Annotated in this window: 12 protein-coding genes; 9 read left to right on the plus strand and 3 right to left on the minus strand. The window is 65.6% G+C overall.

The features are described from left to right. Nucleotides 1-70: 70 nt before the first annotated feature. Nucleotides 71-1039 carry a LysR family transcriptional regulator gene (locus AC1EJR_RS19125; protein WP_092299747.1) on the minus strand — a complete coding sequence of 323 codons (969 nt, stop codon included), beginning with the start codon at nucleotides 1037-1039 and terminating at the stop codon, nucleotides 71-73. Between the two features lie 215 nt (nucleotides 1040-1254). Here AC1EJR_RS19125 and oxlT (AC1EJR_RS19130) point away from each other — a divergent pair, with 215 nt between their 5' ends. From oxlT (AC1EJR_RS19130) to AC1EJR_RS19160, 7 genes are all read left to right on the plus strand, one after another. Then, complete coding sequence (oxlT, locus tag AC1EJR_RS19130; RefSeq protein WP_092299750.1) at nucleotides 1255-2586, plus strand: oxalate/formate MFS antiporter; 1332 nt, start codon at nucleotides 1255-1257, stop codon at nucleotides 2584-2586. Beyond that, entirely contained in the window at nucleotides 2583-3494 is a 912-nt protein-coding gene (locus tag AC1EJR_RS19135) for a LysR family transcriptional regulator (protein ID WP_477147401.1), read from the plus strand. Before oxlT (AC1EJR_RS19130) ends, AC1EJR_RS19135 begins: the two co-directional genes overlap by 4 nt. 237 nt (nucleotides 3495-3731) lie before the next feature. Further along, nucleotides 3732-3944, plus strand: a complete 213-nt coding sequence (locus AC1EJR_RS19140; RefSeq protein ID WP_092299756.1) for a hypothetical protein — start codon at nucleotides 3732-3734, stop codon at nucleotides 3942-3944. Between the two features lie 515 nt (nucleotides 3945-4459). Next, nucleotides 4460-5779 carry an oxalate/formate MFS antiporter gene (gene oxlT, locus AC1EJR_RS19145; RefSeq protein ID WP_477147402.1) on the plus strand — a complete coding sequence of 440 codons (1320 nt, stop codon included), beginning with the start codon at nucleotides 4460-4462 and terminating at the stop codon, nucleotides 5777-5779. Nucleotides 5780-5911: 132 nt separating this feature from the next. Then, the gene (locus AC1EJR_RS19150; RefSeq protein ID WP_477147403.1) at nucleotides 5912-7651 is read left to right on the plus strand and encodes an NADH-ubiquinone oxidoreductase-F iron-sulfur binding region domain-containing protein; all 1740 of its coding nucleotides are present in this window, start codon (nucleotides 5912-5914) and stop codon (nucleotides 7649-7651) included. Further along, nucleotides 7648-10512: a formate dehydrogenase subunit alpha gene (gene fdhF, locus AC1EJR_RS19155; protein ID WP_441593459.1), complete on the plus strand. Its 2865-nt coding sequence runs from the start codon at nucleotides 7648-7650 to the stop codon at nucleotides 10510-10512. Before AC1EJR_RS19150 ends, fdhF begins: the two co-directional genes overlap by 4 nt. A 108-nt stretch (nucleotides 10513-10620) precedes the next feature. After that, complete coding sequence (locus AC1EJR_RS19160; protein WP_477113557.1) at nucleotides 10621-11637, plus strand: zinc-binding alcohol dehydrogenase family protein; 1017 nt, start codon at nucleotides 10621-10623, stop codon at nucleotides 11635-11637. A gap of 93 nt (nucleotides 11638-11730) precedes the next feature. Here the strand turns inward: AC1EJR_RS19160 and AC1EJR_RS19165 are convergent, their stop codons facing one another. Together AC1EJR_RS19165 and AC1EJR_RS19170 are read right to left on the minus strand one after the other, a co-directional pair. Then, nucleotides 11731-12633 carry an alpha/beta fold hydrolase gene (locus tag AC1EJR_RS19165; RefSeq protein WP_255370947.1) on the minus strand — a complete coding sequence of 301 codons (903 nt, stop codon included), beginning with the start codon at nucleotides 12631-12633 and terminating at the stop codon, nucleotides 11731-11733. 288 nt (nucleotides 12634-12921) lie between these two features. Continuing rightward, nucleotides 12922-13539 (minus strand): TetR/AcrR family transcriptional regulator, encoded by a 618-nt coding sequence (locus AC1EJR_RS19170; RefSeq protein WP_092299774.1) that lies wholly within the window; start codon nucleotides 13537-13539, stop codon nucleotides 12922-12924. A 283-nt stretch (nucleotides 13540-13822) separates the two neighbouring features. Here AC1EJR_RS19170 and AC1EJR_RS19175 point away from each other — a divergent pair, with 283 nt between their 5' ends. Together AC1EJR_RS19175 and hmgA are read left to right on the plus strand one after the other, a co-directional pair. After that, nucleotides 13823-14206 (plus strand): helix-turn-helix domain-containing protein, encoded by a 384-nt coding sequence (locus AC1EJR_RS19175; protein WP_092299777.1) that lies wholly within the window; start codon nucleotides 13823-13825, stop codon nucleotides 14204-14206. Between the two features lie 382 nt (nucleotides 14207-14588). After that, nucleotides 14589-15923: a homogentisate 1,2-dioxygenase gene (gene hmgA / locus AC1EJR_RS19180; RefSeq protein ID WP_477147404.1), complete on the plus strand. Its 1335-nt coding sequence runs from the start codon at nucleotides 14589-14591 to the stop codon at nucleotides 15921-15923. Nucleotides 15924-15935 lie beyond the last annotated feature (12 nt).

Here is a 15935-nt window from a genome sequence, read left to right on the forward strand (position 1 = left end):
CAAGTGCAGAGTAGGCGCGACGAACGATTTACGATAATTAAAGTTTCATCGAGAAACCATAAGCTATCGCTTATACATTGGGAATCTGGACCTGGCGGGCGATACGCGGCCGGATCAGCCCCTCCACGCCGGTGATCTGCTGGATCAGGGTGGCGCCTTCTTCCATCAGGAAATGCTTGAATGCCAGCGCCACGGGCGGCAACCGCTTGTTCTTGCGGTGCACCACATACCAGTTCAGCATGACTGGGAATCCCTCGATGTCGAGCACGGCCAGCTTGCCGGCCTGTAGCTCCAGCCCCACCGTGTGCGCGGACAGGAAGGCGATACCCATATTGGCGATGACTGCCTGCTTGATCGTCTCGGTGCTCTTGATCTCCATGGCGATGCGCAGGTTCGAGAGCCGCCCGGCAAAGCCTTCCTGCATCGAATTCCAGGTATCGGAGCCTTTCTCGCGCGAGACGAACGCCTCTTCGGCCAGCCCGGCCAGGGGGATGTCGCGGCGCCCGACCAGCGGATGGTTCGGCGCGGCCACGATGACATAGGGGTGGGGGGCGAACGACTCGGCGATGGTGTCCATGCCTTCGGGCGGGCGCACCATGACGGCGAGGTCGGTCAGGTTGCCGGCCAGCTGGTGCAACAGTTCCTCACGATTGTGCACCGCGAGATTCAGCGTCACGCCATCATGCCGATTCATGAATTCGGCCAGCAGGCGGGGAAAGAAATAATCGCCGGCGCTGATCACCGCCACGTTGAGCCGGCCTCCGGAAATACCCTTGAGTTGCGCCATCGCGTCCTCGGCCTCGCGGAATTGCTGGATGATGCTGCGGCTGTAGTGCAGCATCTCCGTGCCGGCCGGCGTGAGGTAGATCCGCTTGCCCAGCTGCTCGAACAGCGGCAGGCCCACGTGGTGTTCGAGCTGCCGAACCTGTGTGGAAACAGCGGGTTGCGTGAGATGCAGTTCCTCCGCCGCGCGCGAAAAGCTCAGATGGCGGGCCACCGTTTCGAACACTTTCAACTGGCGCAGCGTGGCGTTCTTCATTGGTCGATATCCTGCAATCTATAAAGGATCGTCAATGATCATAATAAAAAACTTTATGCTTTGCGTATCTAAGTTTGAAGTAGCATCAATCAGCAATGCAACGTGCCGCAATGTCAGGCGCGCTCATTCAGTAGTGAAGTAGGGCGTCCCCACGCAGGTCTGCCCACCAGTCGCGCCGTCAGAGCGCGAGACACACTAATGTAAGGAGACACGACATGGCGCACCCGCACGCGGCAGGCCCCGCCTTTGGCAACGGCAATCTGGACGGGCAGGGCGGCTTGCTCCGCAATCGCTGGTTCCAGCTCTTCATCGGCGTCCTTTGCATGGGCCTCGTGGCGAACCTCCAGTACGGCTGGACGCTGTTCGTGACGCCCATGAATGCGCGTCATCACTGGGGCGAGTCCCCCATCCAGGTCGCCTTCTCCATTTTCATCGTCACCGAAACCTGGCTCGTGCCGGTAGAGGGCTGGCTCGTGGACAAGTTCGGCCCGCGCCCCGTGGTGGCCGTGGGCGCGCTGTGCGCCGGAGCAGCCTGGGTCATGAACTCGTTCGCCACCTCGCTGCCGATGCTCTACGCGGCGGCCGTCGTGGCCGGTATCGGMGCGGGCGGCGTCTATGGGACGTGCGTGGGCAACGCGCTGAAGTGGTTCCCGGACAAGCGCGGCCTGGCCGCCGGGCTGACCGCCGCCGGCTTCGGCGCGGGCTCGGCGCTGACCGTGATCCCCATCGCCAACATGATCCAGAAATCGGGCTACGAGCACGCGTTCTTCACGTTCGGCATCTTGCAGGGCGTGCTGATCTTCATCCTGGCGATGTTGCTGGTCAAGCCGAAGCCGCCCAAGGGGCTCGTCGCCGGCAAGGCCAACCTGACCAACCCCGTGGCGCTGACGCCGGGCCAGATGGTGCGCACGCCGGTGTTCTGGGTGATCTACGCATCGTTCGTGGCCGTGGCGGCAGGCGGCATCATGGCCACTGCGCAGCTCGGCCCCATCGCCAAGGACTTTGGCTTCGCCTCGATGCCGGTCACGCTGCTGGGCATGACGCTGCCGCTGCTGACCATGACGCTGTCCATCGACAACCTCTGCAACGGGCTGACGCGCCCGCTGTGCGGCCTGATCTCCGACCGCATCGGCCGCGAGAACACCATGTTCTTCATCTTCATCGGCGAAGGGCTGTCGCTGATCGGGCTGATGGAGTTCGGACACAACCCGTACTGGTTCATGTTCTTCGCGGCGCTCACCTTCCTGTTCTGGGGCGAGATCTTCTCGATCTTCCCGGCGCTCTGTGCCGATACGTTCGGCAGCGAGTACGCCGCAGCCAATGCGGGCACGCTCTATACGGCCAAGGGGACGGCGGCGATGCTGGTGCCGCTGGCCTCGGTGTTGTCGCATCGCGGTGGATGGAGCCTGGTCTTTACGGTGGCGGCCGTGCTGACCGTGGCAGCGGGGCTGTCCGCCAAGTTCCTGTTGCAGCCGATGCGCCGGCGCTTCATCACCGGACACGCGGCAACCCATCCCACCATGCAAGGACAAGGAGCGGCACCATGAATGTTTCGCTTCCCCAACTGAAGGCCTTTGCTGCGGTTGCGCGCCAGAAGAGCTTCACGCGCGCGGCGGCGGAGCTCGGCCTGACCCAGTCGGMCATCAGTCGTAGCGTGCGTGAGCTGGAGGAGGAAATCGACCAGCGGCTGTTCGACCGCACCACGCGCCAGGTGGAGCTGACCGACGCCGGCGAGCATCTGTCCCAACGGATCTGCCATCTGATCGAGGAAGTCGAGCAGACGCTGCGCGAGAGCCACGGCACCGGCAAGCCCAGCCAGGGCACCGTGCATATCGCCACCGATCCGGTCTTGTCGTCGATGTCCATGCCGATGTGGGTGGCCGGCTGCCGTACGGCATGGCCCGGCATCGGCATCACGCTGCGCGACCGCTCGCACGAATGCGTGCTGCAAAGTGTGCGCAGCGGCGAGGTGGACTTCGGCATCGCCAGCAACCCGGTGGCCTGCGACGACCTCTATTGCGAACCGCTCTATATGGACCCGCTGCACGCGGTGCTGCCCTCCGGGCATCCGCTGGCCGCGCGCGAGTCCCTCGGCTGGGGCGAACTTGCCGATGCCTCGGTGCTCTCGCTCGACCACAACTCGGGCGTGCAGCCCGCCGTGGAGCGCGCGCTGGCCACCTATCACGTACGGCCCGGCGCCTTGCAGCTGCTCGGGCATTTCTCGGCGATTTTCGGCATGGTGGCGATGGGGCTCGGCATCGGCGTGGTGCCGTCGCGCACGCAGGCCGCCGGTCTGGCGCCCGCGGCCGTGCTGCGGCCCTTGCGGCCCCAGGTCAACAATAACGTGATGCTGGTTCGAAGGAAGGCCCGCTCGCTCAAGCCCAACGCGGCGGCGGTGTGGGACAACCTGCGTGGCCAGGAGTACGAACAGGGCCAGATGAAGAAAGCGGGGTAGGGCCGTGAATCGGATTCATCTGATGCAGCGCCGCAACGTTTTTTGCGCTGAATAAGGCGCTATTTCCCGCGAATTCGCCAGTCGTTCTCGCGAGAAGCGATCCACAACGCACCCCACGGGGAGCGTTGTTGTTTTTAGTGCCAATCTTCTATTGATATATCACATACAGGATATTTACAGACCTCGCGGTGCAGCATATACTGAAGACTCATTGACCTACCTCATTCAGGAGTTTTCATGCACGCCGCACAGCTTTCCCTCATCGCCCTCGGTCTGATTGCCTCGGGTGTTTCCGTAACCTGGCTGATTGCCACGCGCCTGCCGATGGGTCTGCTGACCACCGCCGGTGACCATGGCCGCTTTGCCGGCCTCGGCTCGGATCAGGCAGTGGACGGGATCGGCCGTGCGACGCCTGCCGCTGGCGCGCGCCCGCAGTTCGCCCACGCGTAAGCCAGTTGGGTTCGAAGGCAGGGAGCTTGTAGCGGCCGGCAACTCCCTCCCAGCAGTCGTCGTACTCATCGGCCGTATCTTTCGTTTCCCCCTCGCTTCATCCCCCGCCTGATCCAGCGTTTTCCAGCCTTTCCCAAGGCCTAGGACTTTCCCTAGGACATCTTTTTTCCCTTCGCATTGCAGCATCCCAGGTGCTTGCCGCCAGGTCGCGCCATTGATCTGGCGCCGTCCGCTAAGTCATTGATCGGCAACGAACCGAGCGCCGTTTCGCGGCATGGTTTGATGCGCCCGGCGCACCACTGCCAGCCTCGCTCCGGGCGGCGGTGGTCTGAGTCGTATCGGGCAGAAAAACTGGTCACTGAAAACGGCTTGACTTGGGTGATATACCACATACTGTATAGCACTAGAGCGGCGAGCCACTCTACGAAAACATCTAGAAAACGATAGCGGTACACAGAGGCATCGAATCAGATGCCCATCCACAACGGCGGCGATGACCGCCAGAAGGAGACACCATGGAACTACAGCAAAGCGCGTCCACGTCACGATTTGCGTCCCCATGGACGCAGCTCGTATTCGGCGTTATCTGCATGGCGATGATCGCCAACATGCAATACGGCTGGACCCTGTTCGTCAATCCGATCGATGACAAATACCACTGGGGCCGCACGGCCATCCAGGTGGCGTTTACGATTTTCGTGGTCACGGAAACGTGGCTGGTGCCGATCGAGGGCTATCTGGTCGACAAGTACGGCCCGCGCCCGGTGGTGGTGGGCGGCGGCCTGCTCTGTGCGATTGCATGGGCGCTGAACTCGGTGGCGTCGTCKCTGCCGCTGCTGTACTTCGCTGCGGCCATTGGCGGCGTCGGGGCCGGCGCGGTGTATGGCACCTGCGTGGGCAATGCGCTCAAGTGGTTCCCCAACCGGCGCGGGCTCGCGGCGGGGATTACGGCGGCCGGTTTCGGCGCGGGCTCCGCGCTGACCGTGGTGCCCATCGCCAACATGATCAAGACCAGCGGCTACGAGAGCACCTTCCTGACCTTCGGGCTGGGGCAAGGCATCGTGGTGGTGATCCTGGGCCTGGCGCTCTATCCGCCGTCGGCCAAGATCCTCTCCGACGTGAAGAGCACCCTGAAGGCGGCTGCTACTTATAATGCGTCGCCGCGCCAGGTGCTGTCCTCGCCGATCTTCTGGGTGATGTACGCGATGTTCGTGATGATGGCCGCCGGCGGGCTGATGGCCACGGCGCAGCTGGGCCCCATCGCCAAGGACTTCGGGCTCCATGACTCCCCGGTGTCCATCCTCGKCCTGACGCTGCCGGCGCTGACCTTCGCGCTGACCATCGACCGCGTGCTGAACGGGCTGACCCGGCCGTTCTTCGGCTGGATCTCCGATAACATCGGCCGCGAGAACACCATGTTCCTGGCCTTCGCGGTGGAGGCGGTCGGCATCCTGCTGCTGTCCAAGTACGGGCACAACCCGGTGGCGTTCGTGATTCTGACCGGCGTGGTGTTCTTCGCCTGGGGCGAGATCTACAGCCTGTTCCCGGCCACCTGTGGCGACACCTTCGGCCCCAAGTTTGCAGCGACCAACGCCGGCCTGCTGTACACGGCCAAGGGCACGGCCGCGCTGCTGGTACCGTTCTCGAGTGTGATTACCGCCGCCACCGGTGACTGGCACGCGGTGTTCATGCTGGCCTCCKGCATGGCGGCGCTCTCGGCGGTGCTGGCGATCTTCGTGCTCAAGCCGATGCGCGAGGCCCATGCCCGGAAGTACGTCAATGATAGTTCGGCGCCGCCGATGGGCTATCGGGCCGTGCCGGACGACCTGACCTGACCTGAGCCGAGCGCCGGGTTAGACAGAAGGGGCCCGCCATCGCGGGCCCCGTGCGTCTGGCGATGCCGGGCGTATCATCAGACCAGCCGGCAGCATAGCCGGCGCGCAACACAGCAACCGACAGGATTCCCCATGAACCAGGTTGTGATTCCGATTGTGGTGGAGGGCGGGGGACGCGAGCGGAAGCGCCGCCAGCCCAAGGGCCGGCAGGTGGATCCGGCGGCACTGTCCGAGGTGCGCCAGCTGCTGGGCGATGCCCCACGCCGCCGCGATCTGCTGATCGAGCATCTGCACGCCATCCAGGACCACTACGGCCAACTGGCCACCCCCCATCTGGCCGCGCTGGCGCAGGAAATGCGCATGGCCCAGACCGAAGTCTTCGAGGTGGCCAGCTTCTATCACCATTTCGATATTGTCCGAGAGGACGCCGATGGCCATATCACCGCCCCGGCGGCGCTGACCGTGCGCGTCTGCGAGGGCATCGCCTGCGAGATGGCCGGCGCGTCCGCGCTGCTGGAACGCCTGCCGGCGTTGCTCGGCACCGATGTCCGCGTGCTGGCCGCGCCCTGCATCGGCCGCTGCGAACGGGCGCCGGCCGTGCTGGTAGGCCAGCATCCCGTGGATGCCGCCACGCCTGCTGCCGTCCAGGCCTGCGTGACGGCCGGCACGGTGCGCGATGACCCCCAACCCTACCTCGGCTATGACGACTATCGCGCCCAGGGTGGCTATCGCCTGTTGCAGGCGCTGGAGCAGGGCGATACCAATGCGGATGCGCTGATCGCCGTGATGGAGAACTCGGGCCTGCGCGGGCTGGGCGGGGCGGGCTTTCCCACCGGCCGCAAATGGCGCATCGTCCGGGCTGAGCCGGCGCCGCGCCTGATGGCCGTCAATATCGACGAAGGCGAGCCGGGCACGTTCAAGGACCGCGTCTACCTGGAGCGCGATCCCCACCGCTTCCTGGAGGGGATGCTGGTGGCCGCACGCGTGACCGGCGTGGCCGCCATCTATATCTACCTGCGCGATGAGTACGCGGGCTGCCGTGCCGTGCTGACCGAGGCGCTGGCGCAACTGCGCGCCGCGCCGCCCGTGCCCGGCCTGCCCGAGATCCACCTGCGGCGGGGCGCCGGCGCGTATATCTGCGGCGAAGAGTCGGCCATGATCGAATCGATCGAGGGCAAGCGTGGCATGCCCCGGCTGCGTCCGCCCTATGTGGCGCAGGTCGGGCTGTTCGACCGGCCCACGCTCGAGCACAACTTCGAGACCCTGTACTGGGTGCGCGAGATCGTGGAGCGCGGCCCGGAGTGGTTCGCGGGGCAGGGCCGGCATGGTCGCAAGGGGCTGCGCTCGTTCTCCGTGTCCGGCCGGGTGCGGCATCCCGGCGTGCATCTGGCGCCGGCTGGCATCACCGTGCGCGAGCTGATCGACGAATACTGCGGCGGCATGCTGGACGGCCACGCCTTCTACGGCTACCTGCCGGGCGGGGCGTCCGGCGGCATCCTGCCGGCGGCGATGGGCGATATTCCGCTCGATTTCGACACCTTGCAGCCACATGGCTGCTTTATCGGCTCGGCGGCTATCGTGGTGCTGTCCGACCACGACCGGGCCGTCGATGCCGCGCGCAATCTGATGCACTTCTTCCGCGACKAGTCCTGCGGGCAGTGCACGCCGTGCCGTGTGGGCACGGCCAAGGCGCTCGACCTGATCCGGCAGCCGGCAGCGGCGTGGGACCTGGCCGCGCTGGCCGACCTGTCCGCCGTGATGCGTGACGCGTCGATCTGCGGGCTGGGGCAGGCCGCGCCGAATCCCGTCGATTGTGTGATCCGCTACTTCCCGCATGAACTCACATCCGTCGCTCCGGAGGGCCAGCCATGAATGCACTGACCCGCGCTGAAGTCGCGCTCGTTCAGGCGTCGTCCGATACCGAGGTCACCTTCCGGCTCGATGGCCGGGACGTGACCGCCCGCCCCGGGGAGTCGCTGCTGCAGGTGGCGCGTCGGGAAGGCATCGAGATTCCGCATCTTTGCTACAAGGATGGGCTCGATACGGCCGGCAACTGCCGCGCCTGTATGGTGGAGATCGATGGGGAACGCGTGCTGGCGCCGTCGTGCTGCCGCGCGCCGGCCAATGGCATGACGGTGCACACGGACTCCGAGCGTGCCCGCCGCGCGCAGCGCATGGTGCTGGAACTGCTCCAATCCGACATGCCGGAGACCGCGTACACGCGCCATAGTGAACTCGACCAGTGGTCGGCCCGGCTCGAAGTCGGCAAGCCACGCTTCGCCCCGCGCGAGGCGGTGCCGGCTGACCTGTCGCACCCAGCCATCGCCGTCAACCTCGACGCCTGCATCCAGTGCACGCGCTGCGTGCGTGCCTGCCGCGACGAACAGGCCAATGACGTGATCGGGCTGGCATTTCGCGGCGATCATGCGCGCATCGTCTTCGATATGGCCGATCCGATGGGCGTCAGCACCTGCGTGGCCTGTGGCGAGTGCGTGCAGGCCTGCCCGACCGGCGCGCTGATGCCGGCACGCAACGTGGCGCTGGCGGTGCCCGACCGCGAGGTGGATTCGGTCTGCCCGTATTGCGGCGTGGGCTGCCAGCTCACGTACCACGTCAAGGACAACCGCATTTTGTTCGTGGAAGGGCGTGATGGCCCGGCGAACCACAATCGGCTCTGCGTGAAGGGGCGCTACGGCTTCGACTACGCCCAGCATCCGCACCGGCTGACGGTGCCGCTGGTGCGGCGCGAAGGCGTGGCGAAATCCGGCGACATCGTGCTGGATCCCGATCGCGTCATGGAGGTATTCCGGGAAGCCACCTGGGAAGAGGCGCTGGCGCTGGCCGCCGGCGGGCTTGCGCGCATCCGGGACACCCTGGGTGGCCGCGCACTGGCGGGGTTTGGCTCGGCCAAGGGCAGCAACGAGGAAGCCTATCTGTTCCAGAAGCTCGTGCGGACCGGGTTTGGCAGCAATAACGTCGATCACTGCACGCGGTTGTGCCATGCCTCATCGGTGGCGGCGCTGCTCGAGGGGATCGGCTCGGGCGCGGTGTCCAATCCGGTGATGGATGTCGGCAAGGCCGAGGTGGTGCTGCTGATCGGCGCCAATCCCACGGTCAACCATCCGGTGGCGGCCACCTGGATCAAGAATGCGGTGCGCAACGGTACGAAGCTGATCGTCGCCGATCCTCGCCGATCGGATCTGGCGCGCTTTGCGCACCGTTTCCTCCAGTTCCAGGCCGATACGGACGTGGCACTGCTGAACGCGATGATGCATGTGATTGTGGAGGAAGGACTTGTCGATCCCGAATTCATTGCCTCGCGCACGGCCGGCTACGAGGCGCTGGCGGCCAATGTGGCCCCGTACAGCCCCGAAGTCATGGCCCCGGTCTGTGGCATCGACGCGGAAACCATCCGCGAGGTGGCCCGGCTCTATGCCACCTCGAAGGGATCGATGATCCTGTGGGGCATGGGTGTGTCCCAACACGTGCATGGCACCGATAACGCGCGCTGCCTGATCGCGCTGGCGCTGATGACGGGCCAGATCGGCCGGCCGGGCACGGGTTTGCATCCGCTGCGCGGGCAAAACAACGTGCAGGGCGCGTCCGACGCGGGGCTGATCCCGATGATGTTCCCGGACTACCGGCGCGTGGATGACCCCGCCGCCAATGCCGCCTTCGAGGCGCTGTGGGGCATGCCGCTGGACAAGCAGCCGGGCCTGACCGTGGTGGAGGTCATGCAGGCTATCGAAGCGGGTACCGTGCGCGGCATGTACATCATGGGCGAGAACCCGGCGATGTCCGACCCGGACGCCCAGCACGCGCGCGAGGCGCTGGCCGCGCTCGACCATCTGGTGGTGCAGGACATCTTCCTGACCGAGACCGCCTGCCTGGCCGATGTGGTGCTGCCCGCCTCGGCCTTCCCCGAGAAGACCGGCACGTTTACCAATACGGATCGCACCGTGCAGCTTGGCCGGCAGGCCATCGACCCGCCCGGGCAGGCGCGTCAGGACCTGTGGATTCTGTGCGAACTGGCTGCGCGGCTCGGGCTGCCCTGGGACTATGGACATGCCACCCGCGATGCGGCGCCCGTGGCCTTGGTTTTCGACGAAATGCGACACGCGATGCCGAGCATCGGCGGCATGACGTGGGCGCGGCTCCAGCGCGAGCATGCGGTGACCTATCCCTGCAAGACGGAGGGAGATCCAGGCGAGCCGGTGATCTTTACCGACACGTTCCCGACCGTAAGCGGACGCGGGCGATTCGTGCCGGCAGACATCATCCCGGCGGCGGAGCGTCCGGATCAGGAATATCCGACGGTCCTGATCACGGGCCGACAGCTCGAACACTGGCATACGGGCAGCATGACGCGCCGCGCCGGCGTGCTCGACGCCATCGAGCCGGATCCGGTGGCGCTGGTCCATCCGCTCGATCTGGCGGCGCTCGGCGGCAAGCCCGGCGACGTGGTCACGCTGGCGTCCCGGCGCGGCCAGGTGATGCTCTACGCGCGCGCCGACGATGGCACCCCGCGCGGCGCCGTCTTCGTGCCGTTCTGCTATTACGAGGCGGCCATCAACAAGCTGACCAACCCGGTGCTCGACCCGTTCGGCAAGATTCCGGAGTTCAAGTACTGCGCGATCCGGATGACGCTGGGCGGCGCCGTGCCCGAGCAGCTGAGCTTCGGCGGTGGGCAAATCCTGGATTCGCTGGCCGGTGCATTGGCCTTGCCCGGATGATTTTCCGAAAATTCGTGAAAGTGATTGCGGATTCATCTGGCTAATCAGGGCAATCCGAAACGGTTAGGATGCAGGCATCCCCTCGATACGTTGGAAAGGATGCCTGCAATGAAAGCCATTGGACTGACCCGTTACCTGCCGATCAGCGACCCCCAAGCGCTGGTGGATGTGGCAATCGACAAGCCCGCCGCTTCGGGCCACGACCTGCTGGTCAAGGTRGAGGCGATCGCCGTGAACCCGGTGGACACCAAGGTCCGCGCGCCCAAGGACAAGGTTGAAGATGCCCCGCGCGTGCTCGGCTGGGATGCCGCCGGCACCGTGGCCGCCGTGGGCCCTGACGTGACGCTGTTCAAGGTCGGCGACCCGGTCTTCTATGCGGGCAGCATCACGCGGCCCGGCGCCAACAGCGAATTTCACCTCGTCGATGAGCGCATCGTCGGCCATAAGCCGGCATCGCTGGACTTCCCCAACGCCGCCGCGCTGCCCCTGACGGCCATCACCGCCTGGGAGGCGCTGTTCGATCGCCTTGGTGTCTCGCCGAAGGGCGACGATGCCGGCCGTTCGGTGCTGATTATCGGCGGGGCAGGGGGCGTGGGCTCCATCGGCATCCAGCTGGCCAAGGTGCTGGGMGGGCTGACGGTCATCGCCACGGCCTCGCGGCCGGAATCGGAAGCCTGGTGCCGCCGCCTGGGCGCCGACCATATTATCGACCATCGTGCCGACATCCCCGCGCAACTGCGCAAGCTTGGGTTTGACGCGGTGGATTACATCCTCTGCTTCAACGACACCGATCGCCATTTCCCGGCGATGGCCGAAGCCATCGCGCCGCAGGGCAAGATCTGCTCGATCGTCGAGAACGCGAGCGAACTGCCGGTGGGCGCGCTGAAGAGCAAGAGCGCGACCTTCGTCTGGGAGTTCATGTTCACCCGTGCGATGTTCGGCACGCCGGACATGATCGCGCAGCACCGCCTGCTCAACGAGGTGGCACGGCTGATCGATGCGGGACGCCTGCAAAATACGGTGGGCGAGAACCTGGGCACGATCAACGCGGCCAACCTGCGCCGCGCCCACGCGCAGCTCGAAGGTGGCCAGACTATCGGCAAGCTGGTGCTGTCCGGGTTCTAATCTGCAATTAACCGCCAAGTCGCGGGCGCGCCATAAACGAGGGCCGGGGCTGCTGACGCAGCACCCGGCCCTTATTGTCTATATAGAAGGGGGTTAGCTGAGAGGACGAGCGGCGACCGCGCGCGCGAGGCTTCGCACTGGGTTCTCCCCAACCAGTCCCGCCACGAAACTGACCACTTCGGTCGCCACGGCCTTGTCCTGCAGGATGCGCCGATGGCCGAGTCCGGTCGTGGTCACCAGCTGCGCCGCCGGCCACGCGCCTGCGATGGCGGCGCCGTCTTCCCAGCGCACTTCCTTGTCGTCGCGGTCATGGATTACCAGCGCCGGCGGCACCGGCCGCGTGCGCCCCACATCGGGCACGTTGAACGTCGCCCAGGACGTGCCGAGCCACTGTTCGCTCTGTTGCCGCATACGCGCGAGGATGCCCGGCGCAATGCCGAGCTGCCAGGCGAGGGCGGCGCAGGATTCGCCCATATCAGCGGGCGAGCCGATCATCACCGCGCCGCGCACCGGCAAGCCTTCGCGTATCGCCTGCGCGGCGGCGGCACCGCCCAGCGAATGGCCGACCACTGCATGGACCGGCCCGACCTGCCAGGCCGCGGCCAGCAGCGAGCGTGCCATCTCCAGCAAGGAGGTCTGGTTCGGCCCGCGTGCGCCGGCGTCGGAGGCCCCGTGAGATAGCGCATCAAACGCCACCACGCGCATCCCGGCGCCCAGCAGCGCATGGACCAGCGCATGCCACTGGCCGGCATGACCGCCCCAGCCATGGGCCAGCAGGACCACCGGCCCTTCGGTGCCCCAGCGGTAGACGCGCACACGCCGGCTGATGCCCTGGCCGGTGACCAGTGCCCATTCGCTGCGCGCGGCATCGATCAGGCGCAGTGCATCCGGGCTCGACTTGGCGCGGGGCGGCGTGAACCATAGGCGCTCCAGCGCGCGGGCGGTGCCCCCCGGATGGAGGAGGCTCGCAGCCTGCCACCGCAGTCTGAGCCACACGGGCGGCCCCCTGCGGACGGTGGAAACGGGTTCCGCATGCGTCACATGATGTGACCCAGCGGCGCGTGGCGTGGATGAGGAAAACAGCACTTGCGGCACGGCTAACACCTCCAACCGATGGCTTGCCGGCGAAATCGGCCAGCTTCGCTGGCTTCCCGCCTGTTTTTTTATGATTCACGACCGACCAGTCGTGCTATTTTTCGGGCAATAAATGACGATGAAAATGCCGTCTGACACACTGCGTTCGTGCCCGGGAACGCCGTGGTGTGAAGCCGCCGGCGAGCCGTTTCAGGCGTCGGCCGGGGCGGTTTCCCGCGTGGTTCGGGCGTCGTCGAGCAGCCGGGCGAACGCGCGCCGGGCCATCGCCTCGGCATCGCTGCGCGCCATCAACTTGAACGATGTCTGGAACGACATACCAATTCCGGCCATCTCGAACGCAAACTGGCGCGGGTCCACATCGGTCCGGAGATCGCCTTCGTCCATCGCGTCGGTAATCACGCGGCAGATGGTGCTGTGCCAGTCCTTGAAGGCCTGCACGACCCTGTCACGAATGACGCCAGGCTTGTCGCGGTACTCCTGGGAGAGCGCCATGAACAGGCAGCGCCCCTCCGTCACCGTGGCACCTAGCCAGTCCATATAGCCGTCGAACAGCGCCTGCAGGCGGCGTGCGCCGCGCGGCTGGCGCATCGCCGGACGTACGACGACATCGTTGAAACGCTCCGCCGCGCGCTCGAGCACGGCCTCCTGCAGCGCCTCTTTCGAGCGGAAGTGCGCGTAGAGCCCGCTCTTCGACATATTMGTGTCCGCGGCCAGCGTGGCGAGCGAAAGCTGCTCGAACCCCACGCGCGCGGCGGAAGCGAGTGCCTGTTCGATGATCGCGGTACGGGTGAGCTGGCCTTTTTGCATGAGGTTGAGAATAGCACGACCGGTCGGTTTGTCAACTTGCCTTATTCCACACATCGTTGATACTGAAGTGACGTCAACGCAAAGCGTGCGTTGTCGTTATGAGGAGGCGGGGAGAGGAAGTTGTGCTGTATCCGCCTTTTGGAGGAGGTTCCGGTGGGCGAGATCAAGCCATCATAAGAAATCTGTAAAAGTGTTCCAAACATGACCTTACGGAACGCTTTACGTGCTCTATACTCGAATGCACGTCCGCGCACTTTTTTTTCACTGGTGACTGGAGACCGACATGAACAGTACAGCCGTGCCAAGAGGCGCTAGCGAACCGTTCCGGCAACTGCGGGCGTTGCGTCGTGCGCGCAAGCTCAAGCAGGAGGACGTCGCCCGTAAGGCGGGAATTTCCCGGGAAGCCTATCTTCGGGCCGAATCGGGGCAAGCCGATCCACGCATGTCCACGTTCCTGGCGGCCTGTGAGGCGCTGGGGCTGGAAGTGGTGCTGGCCCCGCAGCATCTGGCAGCCGACGTCAACGCATTCATCGCCAGCCGCAATGGCGGCGTTACAGCAGCCTCGATGGCCGGCCAGCCGGCCGGCTCGGCTCCCGCGGCAGCGCCGCAGGGGCAGGGCGGGTTCGGTTCCGGACCCAGCACCGGGGAGGGCCACAAGCCCATGTAACACCGCCAGTCCACGGGCCTGGGGGCACCCGCCCACATGGTCTGCGGATAGCAAGACCACCGGGCATTTCCGGCGCGGCTAATCCGCCGCGCTGGCAATGCCCGGTCCTTCATGCCGATCGCGCCCGCGATCCCCAGCCGCTGCCATTGCGCCGCGTGCTTTTTCGTGCACATCTCGCTGCGCGTCTTCTGATTTCCGCTTCGCCTTTTCCATCGGCAGTGCTGTAACCGGCCGCCGGGTCGCCTATTGTMGTCCTAGGACCGACTTAGGGTCGTTCCCGGTTTGACACGTCCATCCGTCGTCATTACGATATGAGAAATTGATTTTACCATTCGTAATTTGTCGGACGACGAATACGATCCGGGGCACGAGAGGAGACTTCATGACCCAGACTCAACTGAACGAAGCCATGGCGGACGTCTCGGTGGCCGGCTATCTGTCCGGCTTCGCCAACGAATTCGCCACCGAGGCACTGCCCGGCGCGCTGCCCGTGGGCCAGAACTCGCCCCAGCGCGTGCCATATGGCCTGTACGCCGAGCAGATCTCGGGCACCGCCTTCACCGCGCCGCGCGCTCACAACCGGCGCGCGTGGCTGTACCGCATCCGCCCGGCCGCCATGCATCAGCCGTTCAGCCGCCTGGAGCCGGGCCGCTGGCTGAGCCGTTTCGACGAGGTGCCGCCGTCGCCGAACCAGCTGCGCTGGAGCCCGCCGGCGATGCCGACCGCGCCGACCGACTTTATCGACGGCATCGTGACGATGGCCGGCAATGGCAGCCCCGAAGCGATGACGGGCTGCGGCATCCACCTGTACCTGGCCAACCAGTCGATGCAGGACCGCTTCTTCTACAACGCCGATGGCGAGATGCTGATCGTCCCGCAACAGGGCCGCCTGCTGTTGTCGACGGAAATGGGCCGGCTGGCGGTGGAGCCGCAGGAGATCGTCGTGATTCCGCGCGGCGTGCGCTTCCKCGTGGACCTGCCGGACGGCACCGCGCGCGGCTATATCTGCGAGAACTACGGCGCGCTGTTCAAGCTGCCGGACCTCGGCGTGATCGGCTCGAACGGGCTGGCCAATCCGCGTGACTTCCTGACGCCGGTGGCGAGCTACGAAGACCGCGAGGGCAAGTTCGAACTCGTCGCCAAGTTCCAGGGCAATCTCTGGCAGGCCGAGATCGACCATTCGCCGCTCGATGTGGTCGCGTGGCATGGCAATTACGCGCCGTACAAGTACGATCTGCGCCGTTTCAACACGATCGGATCGATCAGCTACGACCATCCGGATCCGTCGATTTTCCTCGTGCTGCAGTCCCCGTCGGACACGCCGGGCGTGGACACCATCGACTTCGTGATCTTCGGCCCGCGMTGGCTGCCCGCGCAGAACACGTTCCGTCCGCCCTGGTTCCACCGCAACGTGGCGAGCGAGTTCATGGGCCTGATTTCGGGCGTTTACGATGCCAAGGCCGAGGGCTTTGCACCGGGTGGCGCCAGCCTGCACAACTGCATGAGCGGCCATGGCCCCGATGCGGAAACCTTTGAGCGCGCCTCGGGGGCTGACACGAGCCAGCCGCACCACATCACCGACACCATGGCGTTCATGTTCGAGACGCCGGGCGTGATCCGCCCGACGCCGTACGCGGCCCAGTCGGCGCTGCTCCAGCATGACTACTACACCTGCTGGCAAGGCCTGAAGAAGCATTTCAACCCGAACGTGCGCTGATTTCCGGAAGAT

Source organism: Cupriavidus sp. 05T42 (assembly GCF_056396345.1).

Coding starts and splice junctions, on each gene's coding strand:
- fdhF (WP_441593459.1), top strand. CDS start 7,648: ATGAATGCACTGACCCGCGCTGAAGTCGCGCTCGTTCAGGCGTCGTCC.
- AC1EJR_RS19140 (WP_092299756.1), top strand. CDS start 3,732: ATGCACGCCGCACAGCTTTCCCTCATCGCCCTCGGTCTGATTGCCTCG.
- AC1EJR_RS19125 (WP_092299747.1), bottom strand. CDS start 1,039: ATGAAGAACGCCACGCTGCGCCAGTTGAAAGTGTTCGAAACGGTGGCC.
- AC1EJR_RS19175 (WP_092299777.1), top strand. CDS start 13,823: ATGAACAGTACAGCCGTGCCAAGAGGCGCTAGCGAACCGTTCCGGCAA.